The 20,912-nt window shown below is 70.8% G+C and carries 16 protein-coding genes; 13 read left to right on the forward strand and 3 right to left on the reverse strand.

The genetic code is table 11. The features are described 5' to 3' along the window. The first annotated feature begins 98 nt into the window (after positions 1 to 98). Positions 99 to 1,217, forward strand: a complete 1,119-nt coding sequence (locus tag OG452_RS28465; RefSeq protein ID WP_327298419.1) for a glycosyltransferase family 4 protein — start codon at positions 99 to 101, stop codon at positions 1,215 to 1,217. A gap of 22 nt (positions 1,218 to 1,239) precedes the next feature. Here the strand turns inward: OG452_RS28465 and OG452_RS28470 are convergent, their stop codons facing one another. Then, entirely contained in the window at positions 1,240 to 2,829 is a 1,590-nt protein-coding gene (locus OG452_RS28470; RefSeq protein WP_327298420.1) for a PucR family transcriptional regulator, read from the reverse strand. A gap of 307 nt (positions 2,830 to 3,136) precedes the next feature. On the opposite strand from OG452_RS28470, the gene OG452_RS28475 reads away from it, so the two are divergent. Beyond that, positions 3,137 to 3,916, forward strand: coding sequence for a hypothetical protein (locus tag OG452_RS28475; protein WP_327298421.1), 780 nt, complete (start codon positions 3,137 to 3,139; stop codon positions 3,914 to 3,916). Positions 3,917 to 3,971: 55 nt separating this feature from the next. Here OG452_RS28475 and OG452_RS28480 read toward each other — a convergent pair whose 3' ends face one another. Then, complete coding sequence (locus OG452_RS28480) at positions 3,972 to 5,393, reverse strand: PE-PGRS family protein (protein WP_442810108.1); 1,422 nt, start codon at positions 5,391 to 5,393, stop codon at positions 3,972 to 3,974. 341 nt (positions 5,394 to 5,734) lie between these two features. After that, complete coding sequence (locus OG452_RS28485) at positions 5,735 to 7,537, reverse strand: glycoside hydrolase family 15 protein (RefSeq protein ID WP_327298423.1); 1,803 nt, start codon at positions 7,535 to 7,537, stop codon at positions 5,735 to 5,737. Positions 7,538 to 7,984: 447 nt separating this feature from the next. Here OG452_RS28485 and OG452_RS28490 point away from each other — a divergent pair, with 447 nt between their 5' ends. The 11 genes from OG452_RS28490 (at position 7,985) to OG452_RS28540 (ending at position 20,909) form a co-directional block, all read left to right on the forward strand. After that, positions 7,985 to 9,643, forward strand: a complete 1,659-nt coding sequence (locus tag OG452_RS28490) for a CTP synthase (protein ID WP_327299812.1) — start codon at positions 7,985 to 7,987, stop codon at positions 9,641 to 9,643. Positions 9,644 to 9,727: 84 nt separating this feature from the next. Then, positions 9,728 to 10,354, forward strand: a complete 627-nt coding sequence (locus tag OG452_RS28495; protein WP_327298424.1) for an NUDIX hydrolase — start codon at positions 9,728 to 9,730, stop codon at positions 10,352 to 10,354. A gap of 187 nt (positions 10,355 to 10,541) precedes the next feature. Continuing rightward, positions 10,542 to 12,539, forward strand: coding sequence for an AAA family ATPase (locus tag OG452_RS28500; RefSeq protein WP_405560332.1), 1,998 nt, complete (start codon positions 10,542 to 10,544; stop codon positions 12,537 to 12,539). Positions 12,540 to 12,728: 189 nt separating this feature from the next. Then, a complete protein-coding gene (gene ald / locus OG452_RS28505; RefSeq protein ID WP_327299814.1) occupies positions 12,729 to 13,844 on the forward strand; it encodes an alanine dehydrogenase in 1,116 nt (371 codons plus the stop codon). A 328-nt stretch (positions 13,845 to 14,172) separates the two neighbouring features. Next, positions 14,173 to 15,342, forward strand: a complete 1,170-nt coding sequence (locus OG452_RS28510; protein WP_327298425.1) for a ParA family protein — start codon at positions 14,173 to 14,175, stop codon at positions 15,340 to 15,342. Further along, positions 15,327 to 15,884, forward strand: coding sequence for a hypothetical protein (locus tag OG452_RS28515; RefSeq protein ID WP_327298426.1), 558 nt, complete (start codon positions 15,327 to 15,329; stop codon positions 15,882 to 15,884). The genes OG452_RS28510 and OG452_RS28515 overlap by 16 nt, the downstream gene beginning before the upstream one ends. Positions 15,885 to 15,968: 84 nt before the next feature. Continuing rightward, the gene (locus OG452_RS28520; RefSeq protein ID WP_327298427.1) at positions 15,969 to 17,108 is read left to right on the forward strand and encodes a segregation and condensation protein A; all 1,140 of its coding nucleotides are present in this window, start codon (positions 15,969 to 15,971) and stop codon (positions 17,106 to 17,108) included. Then, positions 17,105 to 17,716, forward strand: a complete 612-nt coding sequence (gene scpB, locus OG452_RS28525; RefSeq protein ID WP_327298428.1) for an SMC-Scp complex subunit ScpB — start codon at positions 17,105 to 17,107, stop codon at positions 17,714 to 17,716. Before OG452_RS28520 ends, scpB begins: the two co-directional genes overlap by 4 nt. Next, complete coding sequence (locus tag OG452_RS28530; RefSeq protein ID WP_327298429.1) at positions 17,716 to 18,912, forward strand: pseudouridine synthase; 1,197 nt, start codon at positions 17,716 to 17,718, stop codon at positions 18,910 to 18,912. Before scpB ends, OG452_RS28530 begins: the two co-directional genes overlap by 1 nt. Before the next feature lie 198 nt (positions 18,913 to 19,110). Continuing rightward, positions 19,111 to 19,848 (forward strand): NUDIX hydrolase, encoded by a 738-nt coding sequence (locus OG452_RS28535; protein ID WP_327298430.1) that lies wholly within the window; start codon positions 19,111 to 19,113, stop codon positions 19,846 to 19,848. After that, on the forward strand, positions 19,845 to 20,909 hold the full coding sequence (locus OG452_RS28540; RefSeq protein WP_327298431.1) for an ADP-ribosylglycohydrolase family protein: 1,065 nt from the start codon (positions 19,845 to 19,847) through the stop codon (positions 20,907 to 20,909). The genes OG452_RS28535 and OG452_RS28540 overlap by 4 nt, the downstream gene beginning before the upstream one ends. Positions 20,910 to 20,912: the final 3 nt, after the last annotated feature.

Raw genomic sequence — 20,912 nt, forward strand, 5'->3', positions numbered from 1 at the left:
CCGGGGCTCGGTCCCCCGGAGAGTGCCGGAACCCGTGCGCGGGCTGGCATCCTGGGGCCGCACACATCCGTCCGACGCCGACTCAGGAGCTCCGGTCAGTGAGCAGCACCCAGGTCCCGCGGTACGGCCGTTCACCTCTCTGCGCCGTCCAGGTGCTGGGCGGCGGCAGCGCCGGCAGCAGCGCACATGTCCGGTCGCTCACCGGGGGCCTGGTCGAGCGGGGCGTGCACGTTACCGTGTGCGCCCCCGCCGAACTGGAGCGGACGTACGGCTTCAGCGAGGCGGGCGCGCACTTCGTGCCCGTACCCCGGCGCAGCGATCCGTCGTCCGTCGCCGCGCTGCGCGCTGCCTGTCTGAGGGCCGACATCGTCCACGCGCACGGGCTGAACGCCGCCGTGCGGACCTCGCTGGCGCTCGGCGGACTGCGGCGGCCGCTCGTGGTCACCTGGCACACCCGCCCGCACGCCGAAGGCGCGCGGAGTCGGCTGCTGCGGCTGATGGAGCGAAGGGCCGTTCGTGCGGCGGAAGTTGTGCTCGGTACGTCGTCAGAACTGGTCGACAGGGCACGGAGCCGGGGGGCGCGCGACGCTCGGCTCGCGCCGGTCGCTTTCCCCGCGCCGCGAGTGGCCGCGACCGGCACCGAGAGCAAGGCACGCGCGGAACTGGGCGCGGTGGACAGGCCGTTGGTGATGACTGTGGGCAGCCTCGTCGCGCACCACGGTTACGGGAAGCTGCTGGACGCGGCCCGTCTCTGGCAGCATCTCGACCCGGTTCCGCTGCTGGTGATCGCGGGCGAGGGCCCGGAGCGTGCCGCACTGCAGAGCCGGATCGCGGCCGACGCGCTCGCGGTCCGGCTCATCGGCAGCCGCGAGGATGTCACCGAACTGCTGGCGGCCGCCGATGTCGCCGTGCTGTCCAGCCGTTGGGAGGCGCGGTCCCTGCTGGCGCAGGAGGCGCTGTGGCTGGGGGTGCCCCTGGTCGCCATGGCGGTCGGCGGGGTGCCCGAGCTGGTGGGCGAAGCGGCCGAACTCGTTCCGTACGGCGATCCGGAGGCGCTGGCCGCAACAGTGACCGCGCTGCTGGCCGACCCCGCCCGCCGGGACGGACTCGCCGCGGCGGGCCGGGCCCAGGCCGCGAACTGGCCGACCGAGGACGAGACGGTGGCACAAGTGCTCAGCGTCTACGACGAGTTGACCGAGTCCGCTGGGGGCCGCTGACAGCACGCCGCCGGCGGCCCTGTCACGGGGTGTGCCTGCGGGCCCGCAGCGCCAGGCTCAGGGCGAGCACCGTCTGCGGGTCGTCCAGGTCAGTACCGAGGAGCTCGGCGATCCGTGCCAGCCGGTTGTAGAGCGTCTGGCGGTTGAGGTGCAGCTCGCGTGCCGTCTCGGCCTTGCGGCCCGCGTGGGCAAGGTAGGTCTGGAGCGTGGGGAGCAGCGCGGGCCGCGAGGCGCGGTCGTGCTCGCGCAGCGGGCCGATCGCCCGGTCCACGAAGGCCGCCAGGTCCGGCTGGTCGCGCAGCCGCCAGAGCAGCAGGTCGATGTCAAGACGCCGCGCGTCGTACCAGGGCCGGTCCGGCAGCCCCTGCGCGGCGGTCGCCGTCTCGGCGGCGTGTCGCAGCCCGGCCGATGCCGCGGCCCAGCCGCCCGCCACCCCCACCACGACGATCGGCGGATGCGCGCCGGCCCGCTCCAGGCCGGCGCGGGCCACCCCGGCCCGCAGCGCGACGGCCACCCGGTCGGCCACGGTGGTCCGTTCCGACTCCGTACGCAGAGCGAGCAGCAGCGGGACCCGGCCCTCCACCGGGCGTACGCCCAGCAGCACCGGCACCCCGACGGAGCTCAGCTCCTCCAGGACGGCGCGGGCCAGCACCGCCCAGTTGCCCGACGGCGACAGCTCGGCCGCCAGTCGCATCACCACGGGCAGCAGCGGACCCTCGCCCGGCCGGAAGCCGAGGACCCGGGCCTGGGCAGGCGCGTCGTGGGCGGAGACCCGCCCCTCGGCCAGATCGGTCAGGAAGTCACCGCGCCCGCGAGCTGCCAGCTCCTCCTCCTGCCGGGCCTGCATCAGCACGACGGCGAGGATCCCGGCGGTCCGCTCGGCGGCCATCCGGTGTACCTGGGCCAGCGGCGCCGACACCGGGAGGAGCGCCAGTCTGGCCCGTACCGAACCGGTGCCCGAGCCGCCGCCCGCCACGTCCACCAGGACCGCGCCCGCCGGGCGGTGTCCGCGCAGCCCCTCCCACACCTGGAGCGGCTCGCCCTCGCCCGCGGCGTACAGCAGCTGTCCGTCGGGGGTCTCCAGGAAGACCGGGTTCGCGGTGAACTCCGCCAGGATCGAGAGCACTTGAGGCACCCCGCCACCGCCGAGCAGCGCCTGGGTGCACCGCCGGTGCACCTCGTCGGCGCGCTGCACCAGGGCGTAGTGACCGTTGACGATCTCAGTGTGGACCTCCTCCGTCACCGAGACGAAGGGCACCTCGCGGTGCAGCTGGACCAGCGGCAGTCCGGCCGCCCGCGCGGTCTCCACGAGCGTCGACGGCAGCCGTGAGAAGCGCGGGCCCAGCTCCACCACGAGGGCGGCGATCCCGCGGTCGGCGAGCCGGCGGACGAACGCCCGCTGCTCGGCGGGGCGGGTGCCCAGACCAAGCCCGGTGGTGAGCAGCAACTCGCCGCCCTTGAGCAGGGAGGCGATGTTCGGCACCTCACCGGCGTGCACCCACCGGACGGTGCGGCTGAGCCGGTCGCCGCCCGCGACGACCTCGGGCAGCCCCCCGCGCAGCCCCGGCAGCTCAAGCGCCCGCTGCACTGTGATTCCGCCCTGGTTCTCCATGAGGCCGGACGCTACCCGAAGCCGTCGGCGCAGGTTTCCGTGAGCCGGGTCGTGAAGCGCGTCGCACCGCGGATTCGTGAGGTAATCCCGGGACTGTGCCATCGGGGCCGTCCGTTCATCGTGTCGTTCTCCCCGGGACAGGTACGTGTCCGGTCGCGGGTGGACAGGGAAATCGAGCGTGATCTGTTCCGGCCCGGCGCGTCATCCTGGTCACGAACCCGGACTGCTGCCCCCCCCCAGGCTCAGCGGCTCGGTCAACGGTCTGCCGTACGGCATGGCATGGACCTGCGCCGGTTTGTTCGCTGCGATGGAGGCGTTCATCCTGTACCGCAGGCTGCGGCGTCGCACCTTAGAAGGACGGTCGGGAAGGGAATCCATGGCATTCGGCAGGAAACGAGGGGCGGAGCCGCCGTCCTTTGAACCAGTGCACTGGGACAGCGTCGGACAGTTCACGGTCGGCACTGCTCTGCGGCCGCCGTCCCTCCGGGGGAAAGCCGCGCCGGGGCCGCACGCGATCCGGGTCCAGAAAAGCCGGGGAAACGACATCTATCTGGTCCCAGCTGTCTATGTCGTTCCTGTTGAAGGGAGTACAGGGAGTGTCTCGGCGGCCAAGTCAGGATTCCGGCTGTACGAGGACGAGAGCGCCCAGCGGCTCCTCTGCTCCGTCACACCGGACCCCTCGACGCAGAAGGACAATTCCCGGCGATACCGTGTGCGCGACGGGCAGGCGTCGGACATTGGATGCGTCCTCCGTGCTCCGTCGGCCAAGCGTGTGGTGCAGCACCTCTGGTGGCTCGAACAGCCTGGCCATCCGGAGATCGTCGCCCGTTATCACTGGGCCACGGGGAGCCCTGGGGAGATTGTGGGGCGCGGCGCGGGCAAGGCCATCGGCAGCGTTGTCGGTTCAGTACTGAGTCTCGGGGCGGACGACAGCAGTAACGGTCCCTCCAAGCCCGTGACCTGGAAGGCGGCAGACCAGGTGGCGCTGACCTCCGCGCCCGTCGGAGACGTCAGGTGGTACTTGGCACAGGCGAGCTGGCTGGACCGGCGGCTGGCCTTCTCGCTTGCGGTACTGCGCGAGGCATGAGGTACGGGCGGTCGGCAGCGGGACCGTTCCCGCTGCCGACCGGGACAGCTCCAGGTCAGAACCAGTTGGCCGGATTCGCCTTTTTCGCAAGGCTCTTCGCACCGTGGGCGATCCCGGACCCGACCTTGGATGCCTTGCTGCCGACCCAGTCCGCCGCTTTCCCCGCACCCTTCTTGATGTCGTCCCAGTGCTCGACGACCTTCGCGCCACCGTAGATGAGCCCGGTGCCGACAGCGAGACCGATCGTGATGGGGTTGGGCGCGATCATGGCTGCGGTCATCGAGGCGTTGAAACCCACCTCGGCGACGTCCGCGACATACCCGGCGCCGTTCCTCTTGAACGCCTCGACCGGGTTGCCCTGGGAGATGACGTTCGCGGCGCTGAGACCCGTCGAGGCGACACCACCGACGATGCCGGCCCCGCGGAGGAAACCCGCTGTCCTGGCCGCGGTGCCCAGGCCCGTACGGAAGGCAGAAGCACCCTCCACCGCATTGGGGAGGCTGTTCGTGAACCGCTGTACGTTGCTCGCCTTCGAGAACACCTTTACCAGGCTCGCGCCCCCCGCGCGTGTGACGGCTTGGCCGGAGTGGGAGAACCCGCCGTAGGTCTTGGCCAGCTCATCCGATCCGACCAGGAAGTCGATGACCCCGTTGGCGCCCATACCGCGGACCATACGAGTCGATCGGAACGTGTTCCAGGCCTCGCCGAAGAGGTCCCCTCGGACCCCCGTCGTCAGGGGAATCCGGGAGGCGCTCTGATAGATCGAGCTCCGCGAGAGGAGGTTCCCGAGCTGTCCGGGCAGCCAGCTGCCGGGCGCGCTGAGGGAACGAATCTTCGGCGCCCACTTGATGAGGGCGTTTCCTCCCTTGCGCAGCAGAGCGTTGTTCGAAGCGCGGAGCATGGTGCCTGCGCGGATCTTCCACGCCCTGACGGCACCCTTCTGCAGGTTGTTCCCGACGAGCACCTTGGTCAGGGACGAACCCTGGATCGTGACGACTGCCGTGGCCGCGGTAATGGAAGTCCAGTCGCCGAACAGGCCGAGAAGCGTGTCGACGGTCGCTTCGTGCGGCTGAAGTCCCGGAATTCTCGATAGGGCATGAGACTCAAGGCGCTGAATCCAGTCGTTGAGGGATTCGTCCCTCTGCCTCTTGAACTCGAAAGCCTTCGGATCGGTGCTGGCCGCCATCGAGTTGGCCAGCAGGAGAGTGTCCGGATTGAGTCCTTCGCCCTGATATTTCTTGAGGTCCCGGGGGCTGAATCCGGCCCACCGCAGCCCAGCTTCGGGGTCCCCGTTCTCCAGCCGACCGATTGTGGCCCGCTTGCGGAGGTCGGGTGCCGTGTCGGAAACCCAGGAGCGCAGAGGCCTGAGGGACGTCAGATGGCTCGTCACGCCCAGCTGCGAAGCTCGCGTGAAAGCTTCGTCGACTTTGTCATGGACCCCGCCCCGGCCGTCGAGCAGCTTGGCGAGATTATCCATGTCATCCGGATTGACTGTTCTCAAGATGCGCTCCCCCCGGGGCGAATGGGCGCTCCATTCTAGGCATCCCGTCCAGGCAGCCCGACATCGTTTTCTTGAAGAGGCAGGCGCGGACGATGTCGCCGATCCGGCCGGGGCTGAGCGTGACGTGCCGGAACGCCCGCTGATGGACTGCCCCGGCCGTAAGCGTTGATGACGACCGGGGAGATCCGATACGCAAAGGGTGAGCCGTTGGCAGGGGGCAAGAATCCCGCTATCGCGTCATGAACGCCACGCCGACGACACCACGGCGTGGCGCGGGATACGACACGGAAGACGGGACCCTGCCGTCCGGCCGCAGGTCACCCTCCGTAGGCCCCCGAGGCCGTGAGCCGCAGCGCGGTGTCGATCAGCGGCACGTGGCTGAAGGCCTGCGGGAAGTTGCCCACCTGGCGCTGGAGCCTGGGATCCCACTCCTCGGCGAGCAGCCCGAGGTCGTTGCGGAGCCCGAGCAGCTTCTCGAAGAGCTTGCGCGCCTCGTCCACCCGCCCGATCATCGCCAGGTCGTCGGCGAGCCAGAACGAGCAGGCCAGGAAGGCCCCCTCGTCGCCCTCCAGGCCGTCGACGCCCGCGGCGCCGCCCGTGGTCGGATAGCGCAGGACGAAACCGTCCGGGGTGGACAGTTCGCGCTGGATGGCCTCGACGGTGCCGATCACGCGCTTGTCGTCCGGCGGCAGGAACCCCATCTGCGGGATGAGCAGCAGGGACGCGTCCAGCTCCTTCGAGCCGTAGGACTGCGTGAAGGTGTTGCGTTCCTTGTCGTAGCCACGCTCGCAGACATCGCGGTGGATGTCGTCGCGCAGCTCGCGCCAGCGATCGAGGGGCCCGTCGGCGTCCCCGGACTCGATCAGCTTGATGGTCCGGTCGACGGCGACCCAGGCCATCACCTTGGAGTGCACGAAGTGGCGGCGCGGTCCGCGCACCTCCCAGATGCCCTCGTCAGGCTGGTCCCAGTGGCCCTCCAGATACCGGATCAGCTTGATCTGGAGCAGCGACGCGTAGTCGCTGCGGGCGAGCCCCGTCATATGGGCGAGATGGAGGGCCTCGGTGACTTCGCCGTACACATCCAGCTGGAGCTGTCCGGCCGCGCCGTTGCCCACCCGGACGGGGGTGGAGTTCTCGTACCCCGGCAGCCAGTCCAGCTCCGCCTCGCCGAGCTCGCGCTCCCCGGCGATCCCGTACATGATCTGCAGGTTCTCCGGGTCGCCCGCGACGGCTCGCAGCAGCCACTCGCGCCAGGCGCGGGCCTCCTCGCGGTAGCCGGTGCGCAGCAGCGAGGAGAGCGTGATCGCCGCGTCGCGGAGCCAGGTGTAGCGGTAGTCCCAGTTGCGGGAGCCGCCGATGTCCTCGGGCAGTGAGGTCGTCGGCGCGGCGACGATGCCGCCGGTCGGCGCGTAGGTGAGTGCCTTGAGGGTGATCAGTGAGCGGACCACGGCCTCGCGGTAGGGGCCGTGGTACGTGCACTGCTCGACCCAGTCGCGCCAGAAGTCCTCGGTCGCCACCAGCGAGTTCTCGGGCTCGGGCAGCGCGGGCGGGGCCTTGTGCGAGGGCTCCCAGCTGATGGTGAAGGCGATCCTGTCACCCGGTCCGACGGTGAAGTCGGAGTACGTCGTGAGGTCCTCGCCGTAGGTGTCGGCCGAGGTGTCCAGCCACACCGAGTCGGGCCCCGCGACCGCGACCGTGCGCCCGTCCACCTTGTGGACCCAGGGCGTCACCCGCCCGTAGCTGAACCGCATCCGGAGTGCGGAGCGCATCGGGACGCGCCCGCTCACCCCTTCCACGATCCGGATCAGCTGGGGGGCGCCGTCACGCGGCGGCATGAAATCCGTCACGCGGACGGTGCCGCGTGGCGTGTCCCACTCCGATTCGAGGATCAGTGAATCCCCGCGGTAGCGGCGCCGGTCCGCGACCGGCGGACATGCCGAAGGGGCATGTGCGGGTCCCAGCCGCCAGAAACCGTTTTCCTCGGTTCCCAGCAGTCCGGCAAAGACGGCGTGCGAGTCGAAGCGGGGCAGGCACAGCCAGTCGGCCGTGCCGTCCCGGCAGACCAGGGCGGCGGTCTGCATGTCTCCGATGAGTGCGTAATCCTCGATGCGCCCGGCCACGTGCAATCTCCAGTCGAACGGCCACGTCGCCCCTCGGGGCGCTTGTGTTGCAGTCAGGGGCTCTTTGAACAGCGCTGACGAGCGCCGGCGGGCGCAAGTTCCGGAGAACGGGCGGGGGTGTGCCGGCTTCCGGCCGTCTCGGCAGCGAGTGTCCGAGCAGGATACGACGCACTCAGGTGATCTGCATGACCTGCCGGGCACCGTGGCGGGACCGAACGGGTGAGTGTTGGATGACCGGGTTGCGGTCATCCTGTGAAGGTTGAGCTGTGTGTGGCGGAGACGGTGCTGTGCGTGGCCGGAAGCAGTCTCCCGCCGTCGCTGATACCCTGGTGGCCCGTGGACCGGTGGTCATTACGCCCCGAACCGCAGCGACGGCACCCCCGGAAATCTCCGGGCTCCGTGTCGGCACGCACTCCAGATCGCGACCACGGGAGCCCCCTCTTGGCCATGCAGGCCCGCAACTCAACATCCGCGACGACCAAGCACATCTTCGTCACCGGGGGTGTCGCCTCCTCCCTCGGCAAGGGTCTGACCGCCTCCAGTCTCGGTGCGCTCCTCAAGGCCCGCGGCCTGCGGGTCACGATGCAGAAGCTCGACCCGTACCTGAACGTCGACCCGGGCACGATGAACCCGTTCCAGCACGGTGAGGTGTTCGTCACCAACGACGGCGCCGAGACCGACCTGGACATCGGCCACTACGAGCGTTTCCTCGACGTGGACCTCGACGGCTCCGCCAACGTCACGACGGGCCAGGTCTACTCGACGGTCATCGCCAAGGAGCGGCGCGGCGAGTACCTCGGTGACACGGTGCAGGTCATCCCGCACATCACCAACGAGATCAAGCACCGCATCCGCCGGATGGCCACGGACGACGTCGACGTCGTCATCACCGAGGTCGGCGGCACGGTCGGCGACATCGAGTCGCTGCCGTTCCTGGAGACCGTCCGCCAGGTCCGCCACGAGGTCGGCCGGGACAACGTCTTCGTGGTGCACATCTCGCTGCTGCCCTACATCGGCCCCTCGGGCGAGCTGAAGACCAAGCCCACCCAGCACTCCGTCGCCGCCCTGCGCAACATCGGTATCCAGCCCGACGCGATCGTGCTGCGCGCCGACCGCGACGTACCGACCGCCATCAAGCGCAAGATCTCGCTGATGTGCGATGTCGACGAGGACGCCGTGGTGGCCTGCGTCGACGCCAAGTCGATCTACGACATCCCGAAGGTGCTGCACACCGAGGGACTGGACGCGTACGTCGTCCGCAAGCTCGACCTGCCGTTCCGCGACGTCGACTGGTCCACCTGGGACGACCTGCTGGACCGCGTCCACAACCCCGACCACGAGGTCACCGTCGCGCTGGTCGGCAAGTACATCGACCTGCCGGACGCCTATCTCTCGGTCACCGAGGCCATCCGGGCGGGCGGCTTCGCCAACCGGGCCCGGGTCAAGGTCAAGTGGGTCACGTCCGACGACTGCCGGACGCCGGCCGCCGCGAAGAAGCAGCTCGGTGACGTCGACGCGATCTGCATCCCGGGCGGCTTCGGCGAGCGCGGGGTCGACGGCAAGGTCGGCGCGATCCAGTACGCCCGCGAGAACCGGATCCCGCTGCTCGGCCTCTGCCTGGGCCTGCAGTGCATCGTCATCGAAGCGGCACGGAACGTCGCGGGCATCCCCGACGCCAACTCCACCGAGTTCGACGCGGCCACCGGCCACCCGGTGATCTCCACGATGGAGGAGCAGCTGGCCTACGTCGAGGGCGCCGGCGACCTGGGCGGCACCATGCGGCTCGGCCTCTACCCGGCGAAGCTCGCCGATGGCTCGCTCGTCCGCGAGGCGTACGACGACCAGCCGTACGTCGAGGAGCGCCACCGCCACCGCTACGAGGTCAACAACACCTACCGCGCCGAGCTGGAGACGAAGGCCGGCCTGGTCTTCTCGGGCACGTCCCCCGACAACAAGCTCGTCGAGTACGTCGAGTACCCCCGCGAGGTGCACCCCTACCTCGTCGCCACCCAGGCCCACCCGGAGCTGCGCTCCCGGCCCACCCGGCCGCACCCGCTCTTCGCGGGCCTGGTGAAGGCCGCTGTGGCGCGCAAGACCGGCAAGTAGCACGCGGGCACGGGCGTTACGGTTGACCGGGGCGGGGTTCTCATGAGCCCCCGCCCCGGTTTCCGCTTTTGAGAGGACGCTTCCATGGCCATCAGGGACACCGCAGAGGAATGGCAGGTCACCGCGACCACCACCCCCTTCACCGGGAACAAGACCAGCGTCCGCACCGACGACGTGGTGATGCCCGACGGGACCGTCGTACACCGCGACTACCAGGTCCACCCCGGCTCGGTTGCCGTCCTCGCCCTGGACGACGACGGCAAGGTCATCGTCCTGCGCCAGTACCGCCATCCCGTACGGCAGAAGCTCTGGGAGATCCCGGCGGGGCTGCTCGACGTCCCCGGCGAGAACCCGCTGCACGCCGCGCAGCGCGAGCTCTACGAAGAGGCGCACGTCAAGGCCGAGGACTGGCGGGTGCTCGCCGATGTGTACCCGACGCCGGGCGGCTGCGACGAAGCCGTACGGATCTTCCTCGCCCGTGAGGTCTCCGAGGCCGAGGGCGCGCGCTTCGAGGTCTCCGAGGAGGAGGCGGACATGGAGCACGCCCGGGTCGAGCCCGCGGAGCTCGTACGGGGCGCACTTGCCGGAGAGCTGCACAACACCTGTCTGGTCGTGGGGGCCCTGGCGCTCACCGCCGCCCTCAACGGCGACGGCCTGGACGCCCTTCGCCCCGCCGACGCTCCCTGGCCCGCCCGGCCCTTCGAGGCGTAGCACCGTGGAACCCGGTACTGAGCAGGAGTTCTTCGGCTGCTGATCTGATGATCTGTTGATCCGATTGAGGGACATGCCTACTGTGCTCGCCCCGCCCCGCCTGGTTCGTCTGGATACGTGAACTACGCTCGGCACCGTCCCGTCCGGGCCCCCGGCGGGCCGGTGCGCAGGCGGACGGAGCGAGCCCGTGACGGATCAGGCGGTGGACGCGGTCGACCGGGTCACGACATCGGACGCCGACCGGACGACCGGTCACTTCTTCGGCAGGCAGCGGGAGTTGAAGGCGCTGCGCGCCGACATCGAGCGGGCAGGTCTGGACACCATGGCCGGCCGCAAGGGCGCCCGCCCCCGGGTGCTGCTCATCGCGGGAAAACCGGGGTCGGGGCGGAGCGCACTCGCCGCCGAACTGGCCGGACAGCTCACCGCCGACTACCCGGACGGGGTGCTGAGCGTCCGGCTCACCACACCCGGCGGCGAGCGGGTGCCCGACGGGGACACCGCACGCCGGCTGCTCGGCGCGCTCGGCGTCCCGGCTCCCGCGGGCGCCGCCGACGACGACCTCACCGAGCTGGTACGCGAGGCACTGGCCGTCCGTCGTGTCCTGCTCGTCCTGGACGACGCGGCCGACGCCGGACAGGTCGATCCCTTCCTCCCCGACGTCTCGGACTCGCTGGTGGTGGCCGTCTCCACCGGCCCGCTGACCGGTATCCCCGACGTCAGGCCCTGCACGCTCGGCGGTCTGGACACCGGGTCCGCCGTCGGGCTGCTGGGAGATTTCACGGGCGCGGTCCGCATCACCGTGGACCCGCGGACCGCCGAGGCGCTGTCCGAGGAGTGCGGCGGGCAGCCCGCGGCACTGGTGCTGCTCGGCGGCTGGCTCGCCGCCAGGCCCAAGCTGTCGGTCGCGGACGTCGCCCAGCAGTTCCGGAACCTGCCCGACGAAGCCGACGAGCCGGCCGCCGCCCGACCGCTGGCCCGTGCCTTCCGGTTCGTGTACGGCTCGCTCCCGCAGCCGGCCGCCCGGATACTGCGGCTGCTCACCCTCGCCCCCGCCGGACTGGCCGACGCGCACACGGCGTCCGCGCTGGCCGGCTGCTCGGTGTCCGCCGCCCGGTCCACTCTGGAGGACTTCGCCGGGCTCGGCCTGCTGCGCGCCTGTCCGGAGGGGCAGTTCGAGGTGCCGGGCTGCCTCGCCCCGCTGCTCCGCGGGCTGATGGAGGCCCAGGACCGGCCCGCCGAGGTGCAGCTGGCCAGGGCGCGGCTGCTGGAGCGGACCGTGCGGCTGCTCCAGTCCTGCCGTGCGGTCACCGACCCGGACGGCTCGCCGTCCCGTAAGAAGCTGGCCGGGCTGCCCCGCACACTGCGCTTCGCGAACGCCCCGGCCGCCGCCGAGTGGCTCCGGCTGCGGGAGCCCGCGCTGCTCGCGAGCGCACGGCTGGCCGTCGCGGACGGCGAGCTGGACACGCTGGCCAGACGGCTGGTCGCCGCGTTCGTACGGGCCCTGACCGCGCACCGGGGCGCCGAGGCGGCCGCAGCCGAGCTGTACGGGCTCCACCAGCTGGTCCTGGGCGTCGCCGAGCGGCGCGGACTGCACCGGGAGCAGGCGGCGGCGCTGCTGAACCTCGCCGATCTCGACGCGCGGACCGGCCGCACCCACGACGCCCTGACCCGCTACCGGGCCGCGCTGGACGCCGGACGGGCGGCAAATGACCCGTACGCGATCGGCCGGGCGACGGAATCCGTCGGCGGCGCCTACCAGGAGCTGGGGGACTGGCAGCGGGCCTGTGACTGGTACGGGCGAGCGCTCTCCCAGCGGCAGGCGCGAGGAGAGCCGGCGGACGAGTCCCGGCTCCACGGACGGCTCGGCGCCGTGCACACGTACGCGGGCCACTACACCGACGCGCTGCGCAGCTGGCGGGCCGCCGTGGCCGGATACCGCAGGGCGGGAGACCTGCCGGCCCAGGCGCGGGCGCTCAGCGAGGTGGCCCGGGTGCAGGAGTACGCGGGGCGCCCGGACGAGTCGCTCCGTACCTGCACGGAGGCGATGGAGTGGGCCTGCCGCGCCGATGACGTGCGGCTTCAGGCGGCACTGCATCTGCGGCTCGCCGACACCCTGGAGCGGCTGGGCGACTCGGCGGCGGCACAGCTGCACCGCGGTTCGGCTGAGAGATTGCTGGCCGATTAGGGATTTGCCTACGAAATCCGTGGTCGCTCGACTGCAGATTATTGCTTTGAAAGGCTAGACAGCGCGAAGTCCTTCATTAACACTGGTTTTGTCGCGTCCATCCGGGATGCCTCCAGCTCTGCTGTGCACCGCCGGATATGTGCGTCATCTCCCGAACGTCACCCCCCAGATTCAAGGACCGTGATCGACGTGCTGGTCGGCATCCCCCGCGAGGTCAAGAACAACGAGTTCCGGGTGGCCATCACCCCGGCAGGCGTGCACGAGCTGGTGCGCCATGGACATCAGGTCGTCATCGAGCAGAGCGCGGGCCTCGGCTCTGCGATCACCGACGAGGAGTACGTGGCCGCAGGCGCGCGCATCCTCCCCACCGCCGACGAGGTGTGGGCCGCCGCTGATCTGCTGCTGAAGGTCAAGGAGCCGATCGCCGAGGAGTACCACCGCCTCCGCAAGGACCAGACGCTCTTCACCTACCTGCACCTCGCCGCTTCCCGCGCGTGCACGGACGCCCTGCTGGAGTCCGGCACCACCGCCATCGCGTACGAGACGGTCGAGACGGCGAACCGCCAGCTGCCGCTGCTCGCCCCGATGTCGGAGGTGGCCGGCCGGCTCGCCCCGCAGGTCGGCGCGTACCACCTGATGCGCTCGGCGGGCGGCCGTGGTGTGCTGCCCGGCGGTGTGCCCGGTACGGCGGCGGGCGAGGCTGTCGTCATCGGCGGCGGCGTCTCCGGCTGGAACGCCACGCAGATCGCCATCGGCATGGGCTTCCACGTCACCCTGCTGGACAAGGACATCAACAAGCTCCGCGAGGCGGACCGGATCTTCGGCACCAAGGTGCAGACGATCGTCTCGAACGCCTTCGAGCTGGAGAAGGCTGTCGTCGCCGCCGACCTCGTCATCGGCGCCGTGCTCATCCCCGGGGCCAAGGCGCCGAAGCTCGTCACCAACGCGCTCGTCGCCAAGATGAAGCCCGGAAGTGTACTTGTCGACATTGCGATTGATCAGGGCGGCTGCTTCGAGGACTCCCGTCCGACCACGCACGCCGAGCCGACCTTCCAGGTCCACAACTCGGTGTTCTACTGTGTGGCGAATATGCCGGGCGCGGTGCCGAGTACGTCGACTTATGCCCTCACCAACGCCACGCTCCCGTACATCGTGGAGCTCGCCAACCGGGGCTGGGAGGACGCCCTGCGCCGTGACCCCGCGCTCGCGCTGGGCCTCAACACGCATGACGGGCAGGTCGTTTACCGCTCGGTCGCCGAGGACCTCGGTCTTCCGCACATCGAACTGAGCACCTTGCTCGGCTGACCCGTCAACACGCGTCGTCAATCTCACGCAACCGGCCGGACCTTGCTCGCCGAGGTCCGGCCGGTTGCGCGTCTGCCCTCTTTGCGCCCCTCGTTCAACTCGCCGTGAACGTAACCCTTTAGCCGTTTCGTACACCCGTGAAACCCGCCGAGTGATCCCTGTACGCCCTTGACACCGGGGTGTTCCGTTGCCGACACATCGGGCCGGGTCCGGCGGATTGTGTTGCTGAGGACCGGTGACACGCCATAGAGTCGCCCATCGTCGGCATGGTGCCACGCTGACCTATCGATAAAGTTTCCTGGTCACGTCCAAGGAGGTAAGACGACTTGTGAATGAGTCGACATTTACTCCCGGGGGTGGTCGATCAGGAACGCCTGCTCGGGGCCACGGCCCTGCGGGGCACGAGGCTGTCGGCTCCGTCGCTGTCCGTGCCTCCGTGAGCCACCAGACCCACCCGCACATGACGACAGCCCACCAGAGTATGGACGGCCTACACGTGAACGCCAGGGCCGGCGACCGGAGTGGCGATACGACCACCCATCTCGCCGTCTACAACGAGGTACCCGAGGGTCACTTCTACGACCCCGACGCCGAGTACGAGCCCGACCCGGAGTACGCGGCCACGCTCGCCCCGGACGCTGCCCGCCAGCGCCGCGAGCGGATCGGCCCGACCGGACGGCCGCTGCCGTACTTCCCGATCCCAGGACCGCTGACCGATCACGGTCCCGCCAAGATCATCGCGATGTGCAACCAGAAGGGCGGCGTGGGCAAGACCACGTCGACCATCAACCTGGGCGCCGCCCTCGCGGAGTACGGACGGCGGGTGCTGCTGGTCGACTTCGACCCGCAGGGCGCGCTCTCCGTCGGTCTCGGTGTGAACCCGATGGAGCTCGACCTCACCGTCTACAACCTGCTCATGGAGCGGGGCATGGCGGCGGACGACGTCCTGCTCAAGACCGCAGTGCCCAATATGGACCTGCTGCCCAGCAACATCGACCTGTCGGCCGCCGAAGTGCAGCTCGTCAGCGAGGTGGCCCGGGAGTCCACGCTCCAGCGCGCGCTCAAGCCGCTGATGCAGGACTACGACTACATCGTGATCGACTGCCAGCCGTCGCTCGGTCTGCTGACCGTGAACGCGCTGACGGCCGCGCACAAGGTCATCGTGCCGCTGGAGTGCGAGTTCTTCGCGCTGCGCGGGGTGGCCCTGCTGACCGAGACCATCGAGAAGGTCCAGGAGCGGCTCAACCCCGACCTGGAGCTCGACGGGATCCTGGCCACGATGTACGACTCCCGTACGGTGCACAGCCGCGAAGTGCTCGCCCGTGTCGTCGAAGCCTTCGACAACCACGTGTACCACACAGTCATCGGCCGGACCGTGCGCTTCCCGGAGACCACGGTCGCCGGTGAGCCCATCACGACGTACGCCTCCAACTCGGTCGGCGCGGCCGCCTATCGTCAGCTCGCCAGGGAGGTGCTCGCCCGGTGTCACGCCGAGTGAGTCTGCCGGGGGCCGACGAACTGTTCCGTACGACCGGGGGGATGGCGCTCCAGTCGTCGTCCCCGCGGCGGCCGGTCAACGGCGAGGCGCGGATCCCCGGACCCGCGGGCGAGAGCGACCCGGCCGCGCCGTCCGCCGAGCGGGCCGAGTCCGCGGCGGGGGAGCACTCCGCCGCCGCGGCGGAGACCACCGAGTCCCGCACCAGGACCGCCGAGGCGGAGGCGGCCGCGGCCCGCAGACCGCAGGAGGCGCGGCCCATGACCACGCCGGTGGCCCCGGCCGGCCAGCAGCGCCGCCGGGGCGGCGGCAGGGGGGCCAACCGGCGTCCCACCGGGCGTGAGCGGCACGACGAGAAGATCACGGTCTATGTCTCGGCCGAGGAGCTGATGGACCTCGAACACGCGCGTCTGGTGCTGCGCGGCGAACACGGCCTCGCCGTGGACCGCGGGCGCATCGTCCGTGAGGCTGTCGCCGTGGTGCTCGCCGATCTGGAGTCGCGCGGCGACGCCAGCATTCTCGTACGGCGGCTGCGCGGGCGCTGAGCCGATATGACCGCCCCGCGCGGGCGCTGAGCGGCTGCGCGCCGGTGGCCTTCCCGCGCCCGTACTTCCGTACCCTGGACCGCAATGCCTGCCGCCGACGATTCAGCCCCGACCCGCCGCCGCGCCCTGGGGCGCGGCCCGGGGGCCCCTTCCGTGGGGCAGGGGCCGTCCGAGCCCGGCGGGGCCGTGGCGGCAGCGGCGGGGGACGTCCAGGAGGCGCCCGTATGCGCGCCGGATCCCGATCGCCATTCCGTGCTTACGCAGTCGCCCGTACTTGATCCAGTGCCGGTTCCAGGGCCCGAACCGGAGCCCGCGCCTGAGCCGGCGCCGGTTCCAGTGCCCGGGCCGGATCCCGCTCCTGATCCCGGTCCCGTACTCCCGCCCGCTCCGGCTTCCGTTCAGCCGGCGGCCGGTGAGCCCGACGAGCCGCGTGACGGCCGGTTCACAGTGCGGCTCACCAACTTCGAGGGGCCCTTCGACCTCCTCCTCCAGCTGATCTCCAAACACAAGCTCGACATCACCGAGATCGCTCTCTCGAAGGTCACCGACGAGTTCATGGCGCACATCCGGGCCATGGGCGCGGAGTGGGATCTGGACCAGACAACGGAGTTCCTGGTGGTCGCCGCGACTCTGCTCGACCTGAAGGCGGCGCGGCTGCTGCCCGCGGCCGAGATCGAGGACGAGGCCGACCTCGCGCTGCTCGAAGCGCGGGACCTGCTCTTCGCCCGGCTGCTCCAGTACCGCGCGTACAAGCAGATCGCCGATATCTTCAGCGACCGGTTCGAGGCCGAGGGCAAGCGGTATCCGCGGACCGTGGGCCTGGAGCCGCACCACGCGGCGCTGCTGCCCGAGGTTGTCATCAGCATCGGCCCCGACGGCTTCGCGAAGCTCGCGGTGAAGGCGATGCAGCCGAAGGCCGCACCGCAGATCTTCATCGACCACATCCACGCCCCGCTTGTCTCCGTACAGGAGCAGGCCGAGATCGTGGTGGCCCGGCTGCGCTCGTGCGGCGAGGTGAGTTTCCACACCCTCACCGAGGACGCGGCGGACACCCTCACCGTCGTCGCCCGCTTCCTGGCCCTGCTGGAGCTCTACCGCGAGAAGGCGGTCGCCCTCGACCAGCCGGAGGCGCTCGGCGAACTGCTGGTGCGCTGGACCGGCGGTGACGGCGTGGAGCCCCTGGTGACCGACGAATTCGATCAAGTGGTGGAGGAGACGGCATGAGTGATCTCAAGCCCGAACTCGAGGCGGTCCTGATGGTCGTCGACGAGCCGGCCACCGAAGAACACCTGGCCAAGGTCCTGGACCGGTCCAGACGCGAGATCGCCGACGCGCTGCGGGCCCTGTCCGACGAGTACACCGTCCAGGGCCGGGGCTTCGACCTGCGGCTGGTCGCGGGCGGCTGGCGGTTCTACACCCGTCCCGAGTACGCGGCGGCCGTCGAGAGCTTCGTCCTGGACGGGCAGCAGGCCCGGCTCACCCAGGCCGCGCTGGAGACCCTCGCGGTGGTCGCCTACCGCCAGCCGGTCAGCAGGTCCCGGGTCTCCGCGGTCCGCGGAGTCAACTGTGACGGGGTCATGCGGACCCTCCTGCAGAGGGGTCTGGTGGAGGAGGCGGGCGCGGAACCCGAAACAGGTGCGATCCTGTACAGGACGACGAACTACTTTCTGGAGCGGATGGGCCTGCGAGGCCTGGACGAGCTCCCGGAGCTCGCGCCCTTCCTTCCGGAGGCGGATGCGATCGAGGCCGAGACACAAGAAGGTGTGCCGTCGTTCGATCCGGATGCACCGTACGGTCCGGACACCGACGCAGACGACAAGACGGAACTTTGATGCGAAGCAACGGCAGGAACAGCGGAACCGGCAGCCGGGACAACCGGGGTGCGGGCGGGAAGCCGCCCCGTCGGACGTCCGGCGGTGCCGGCGGGGCCGGCGGGGGGCGCGGCGACAAGCAGGAGGAGCGTCCGCGCCGGCCCCGCCCCGAGGAGCGGCGTTACGACGTCGGCACGGGTTCCTCCGACGACCAGGGCCGCAAGCCCGCGGGCGGCGGCCGGGGCCGCCCCGCCACCGGCGGCAAGCCCGGCGGCAAGCCTGGAGGCAAGACCGCGGGCAGCCGGGGTGCCGCCGCGCGCGGCGGCGCCAAGGGCGGCCCGAAGAAGAGCCCGCAGAGCCAGCCCCCGCGCCGCGGCCCGCACGGCCAGCGGGAGCCCTCCAGGCCGCGCGAGCTCGACGCCAAGATCGAGGAGCGCAACCGGGAGCGGCACAACAAGCCGCAGGTGAAGACCCCCAAGACCTTCCCCGGTGCCGAGGAGGAGGGCGAGCGCCTGCAGAAGGTGCTGGCCAGGGCCGGTATGGGCTCGCGCCGCGCCTGCGAGGAGCTGATCGACCAGGCCAGGGTCGAGATCAACGGCGAGATCGTCATGGAGCAGGGCCGCCGGGTCCTGCCGAAGGACGAGATCAAGGTCGACGGCCTGACCGTCGCCACCCAGTCGTACCTCTTCTTCGCGCTGAACAAGCCGGCCGGTGTCGTCTCCTCGATGGAGGACCCGGACGGCCGCCAGAACCTGGGCGATTACGTCAACAACCGCGAGACACGGCTCTTCCACGTGGGCCGTCTCGACACGGAGACCGAGGGCATCATCCTGCTCACCAACCACGGCGAGCTGGCCCACCGGCTGACCCACCCCCGGTACGGCGTGAAGAAGACCTATCTCGCCGCGATCCAGGGCCCGTTGCCGCGCGACCTCGGCAAGCGGCTGAAGGACGGCATCGAGCTGGAGGACGGCTACGCACGCGCCGACCACTTCCGCGTCGTCGAGAACACCGGCAAGAACTACCTGGTCGAGGTGACCCTCCACGAGGGCCGCAAGCACATCGTCCGCCGGATGCTGTCCGAGGCCGGCTTCCCGGTCGAGAAGCTGGTGCGGGTCAGCTTCGGCCCGATCGCGCTGGGCGACCAGAAGTCGGGCTGGCTGCGCCGCCTCACCAACACCGAGGTCGGCATGCTGATGAAGGAAGTAGGCCTGTAACAGCGGCCGCAGACGCACCCGGAACCCGGTCCCCGCTCCGTGCGGGGGCCGGGTTCCGTCTTGTCACGCCCCAGCCCGCTGCTTTATAGTCATGGTGACCATAAAGAGGGCGGGCGCGCGGCCGCCCGGTGGACCGGGCCCACGGGGGTGGACCGGAACCCGGGAGGCCGCGCCCCGGCAGTGCCGGAGGGGGCGCACATGGCGGCACACCAGTCCAGCGCCCCGTACGACCCCTATGCCTTCACGCCGTTCGCGGTCGCCGTCGACCTGGCCGTCTTCACGGTCCGGGAGGGTGCGCTGCACGTCCTGCTGATACGGCGTGGTGAGCAGCCGTACCTGGGCGCCTGGGCGCTCCCCGGCGGGTTCGTCCTGCCGGACGAGTCGGCCGAGGAGGCCGCCAGGCGCGAACTGGCCGAGGAGACCGGGCTGTCCGGGGAGACCGCCGCCGCCCTCCACCTGGAGCAGGTGCGGACGTACAGCGAGCCGGGCCGCGACCCCAGGATGCGGGTCGTCTCCGTCGCGTACGCCGCGCTCGTACCGGATCTGCCGGAGCCCCGGGGCGGCGGCGACGCGGCCCACGCCCAGTGGATGGCCGCCGGCACGGAGCGTGCTCTCGCCTTCGACCACACCCGGATCCTGGCCGACGCGCACCGCCGGATCGGCGCCAGGATCGAGTACAGCTGCCTCGCGACCTCGTTCTGCCCGCCCGAGTTCACCCTCGGCGAGCTCCAGCAGGTGTACGAGACGGTCTGGGGCGCCGTGCTCGACCGTCCCAACTTCCGCCGCAAGGTCCTCGCCAGCCCGGGTTTCGTCGAACCGGTGCCAGGGGCCGCGCGTCTGACGGGTGGCCGGGGCAAACCGGCCGCCCTCTACCGGGCGGGCCCCGCCACCGCCTTGCACCCACCTCTGCTGCGCCCGGAAGGACGATCCGAATGAGCCCTGTCAGCCGTACCAGCCGAAGCCCCGTCAGCCGTACGGGCACCGTCACCGGCCAGGCCGCCACGGGCGCCCTCATCGGGCTCGCCCTCGGGGACGCACTCGGCTACCCCACCGAGTTCGACGACATTCCGGTGATCCTCGCCAAGTACGGCCCCTGGCGGCAGTTGGAGCTGCCCCGCCGGGCGCTCGTCAGCGACGACACCCAGATGACGCTGGCTCTGGGGCGGGCCCTGCGGACCGTGATGGACCGCGGGCTCCTCGAACCGTCGGCGATGGCCACGGCGGCCCGGCAGGAGTTCATCGGCTGGTACCACTCGCCGGAGAACAACCGCGCACCCGGACGTACCTGCCTGACCGCCTGCGGGCTCCTCGACAGCGACCGGCCCTGGCAGCGGGCGAGCCAGCTGCAGTCCAAGGGGTGCGGGGCCAATATGCGGGTCGCGCCGCTCGGCCTCGTACCCGGACTGAGCGCCGAACAGCGCGCGGGGGCCGCCCAGTTGCAGTCCGCGCTCACCCACGGCCACCCCACGGCCCTGGCCGCGAGTGACCTGACGGCGCACGCGGTGTTCCTGCTGGCGCACGGGGCCGAGCCGACGGGTCTCGTGGGCCGGCTGCGCTCGTACGCCGTCGAGAACCGCACGCGCTACCACGAGCGGTGGCTCGGCGACCTCTGGACGTACGCGGGAGACGCCGGGGGCGCCACCCCGGCCCACTTCATGGCGCGCGGCTGGGACGACTGCCTCGCCGCCCTGGACCGGCTCGTCGACGCGCTGCGCGCACCCTCGCCCGAGACGGACCCCTGCCTGGCCACAGGTGACGGCTGGATCGCGGAGGAGGCCCTGGCCACCGCGCTGCTCTGCTTCCTGCTCTTCCCGGACGAACCGCTCCTGGCGCTGCGCAGGGCGGCCTGCACCAAGGGTGACTCGGACTCGATCGCCTGTCTGGCGGGCGCCTTCGCCGGTGCACGCCTCGGCCCCGGCGCCTGGCCGCGGGAGTGGGCGGAGCGGATCGAGTACCACGGCGAACTGCTGGCGCTCGGGGCGCTCTGGGACGCTTGAGCC

Origin of the sequence: Streptomyces sp. NBC_01197 (assembly GCF_036010505.1) — a bacterium.
Lineage (GTDB): Bacteria > Actinomycetota > Actinomycetes > Streptomycetales > Streptomycetaceae > Streptomyces.

Coding starts and splice junctions, on each gene's coding strand:
- OG452_RS28495 (WP_327298424.1), top strand. CDS start 9,728: ATGGCCATCAGGGACACCGCAGAGGAATGGCAGGTCACCGCGACCACC.
- OG452_RS28540 (WP_327298431.1), top strand. CDS start 19,845: ATGAGCCCTGTCAGCCGTACCAGCCGAAGCCCCGTCAGCCGTACGGGC.
- OG452_RS28535 (WP_327298430.1), top strand. CDS start 19,111: ATGGCGGCACACCAGTCCAGCGCCCCGTACGACCCCTATGCCTTCACG.
- scpB (WP_327298428.1), top strand. CDS start 17,105: ATGAGTGATCTCAAGCCCGAACTCGAGGCGGTCCTGATGGTCGTCGAC.
- OG452_RS28490 (WP_327299812.1), top strand. CDS start 7,985: ATGCAGGCCCGCAACTCAACATCCGCGACGACCAAGCACATCTTCGTC.
- OG452_RS28480 (WP_442810108.1), bottom strand. CDS start 5,393: ATGGATAATCTCGCCAAGCTGCTCGACGGCCGGGGCGGGGTCCATGAC.
- OG452_RS28520 (WP_327298427.1), top strand. CDS start 15,969: ATGCCTGCCGCCGACGATTCAGCCCCGACCCGCCGCCGCGCCCTGGGG.
- OG452_RS28530 (WP_327298429.1), top strand. CDS start 17,716: ATGCGAAGCAACGGCAGGAACAGCGGAACCGGCAGCCGGGACAACCGG.
- OG452_RS28475 (WP_327298421.1), top strand. CDS start 3,137: ATGGAGGCGTTCATCCTGTACCGCAGGCTGCGGCGTCGCACCTTAGAA.
- OG452_RS28470 (WP_327298420.1), bottom strand. CDS start 2,829: ATGGAGAACCAGGGCGGAATCACAGTGCAGCGGGCGCTTGAGCTGCCG.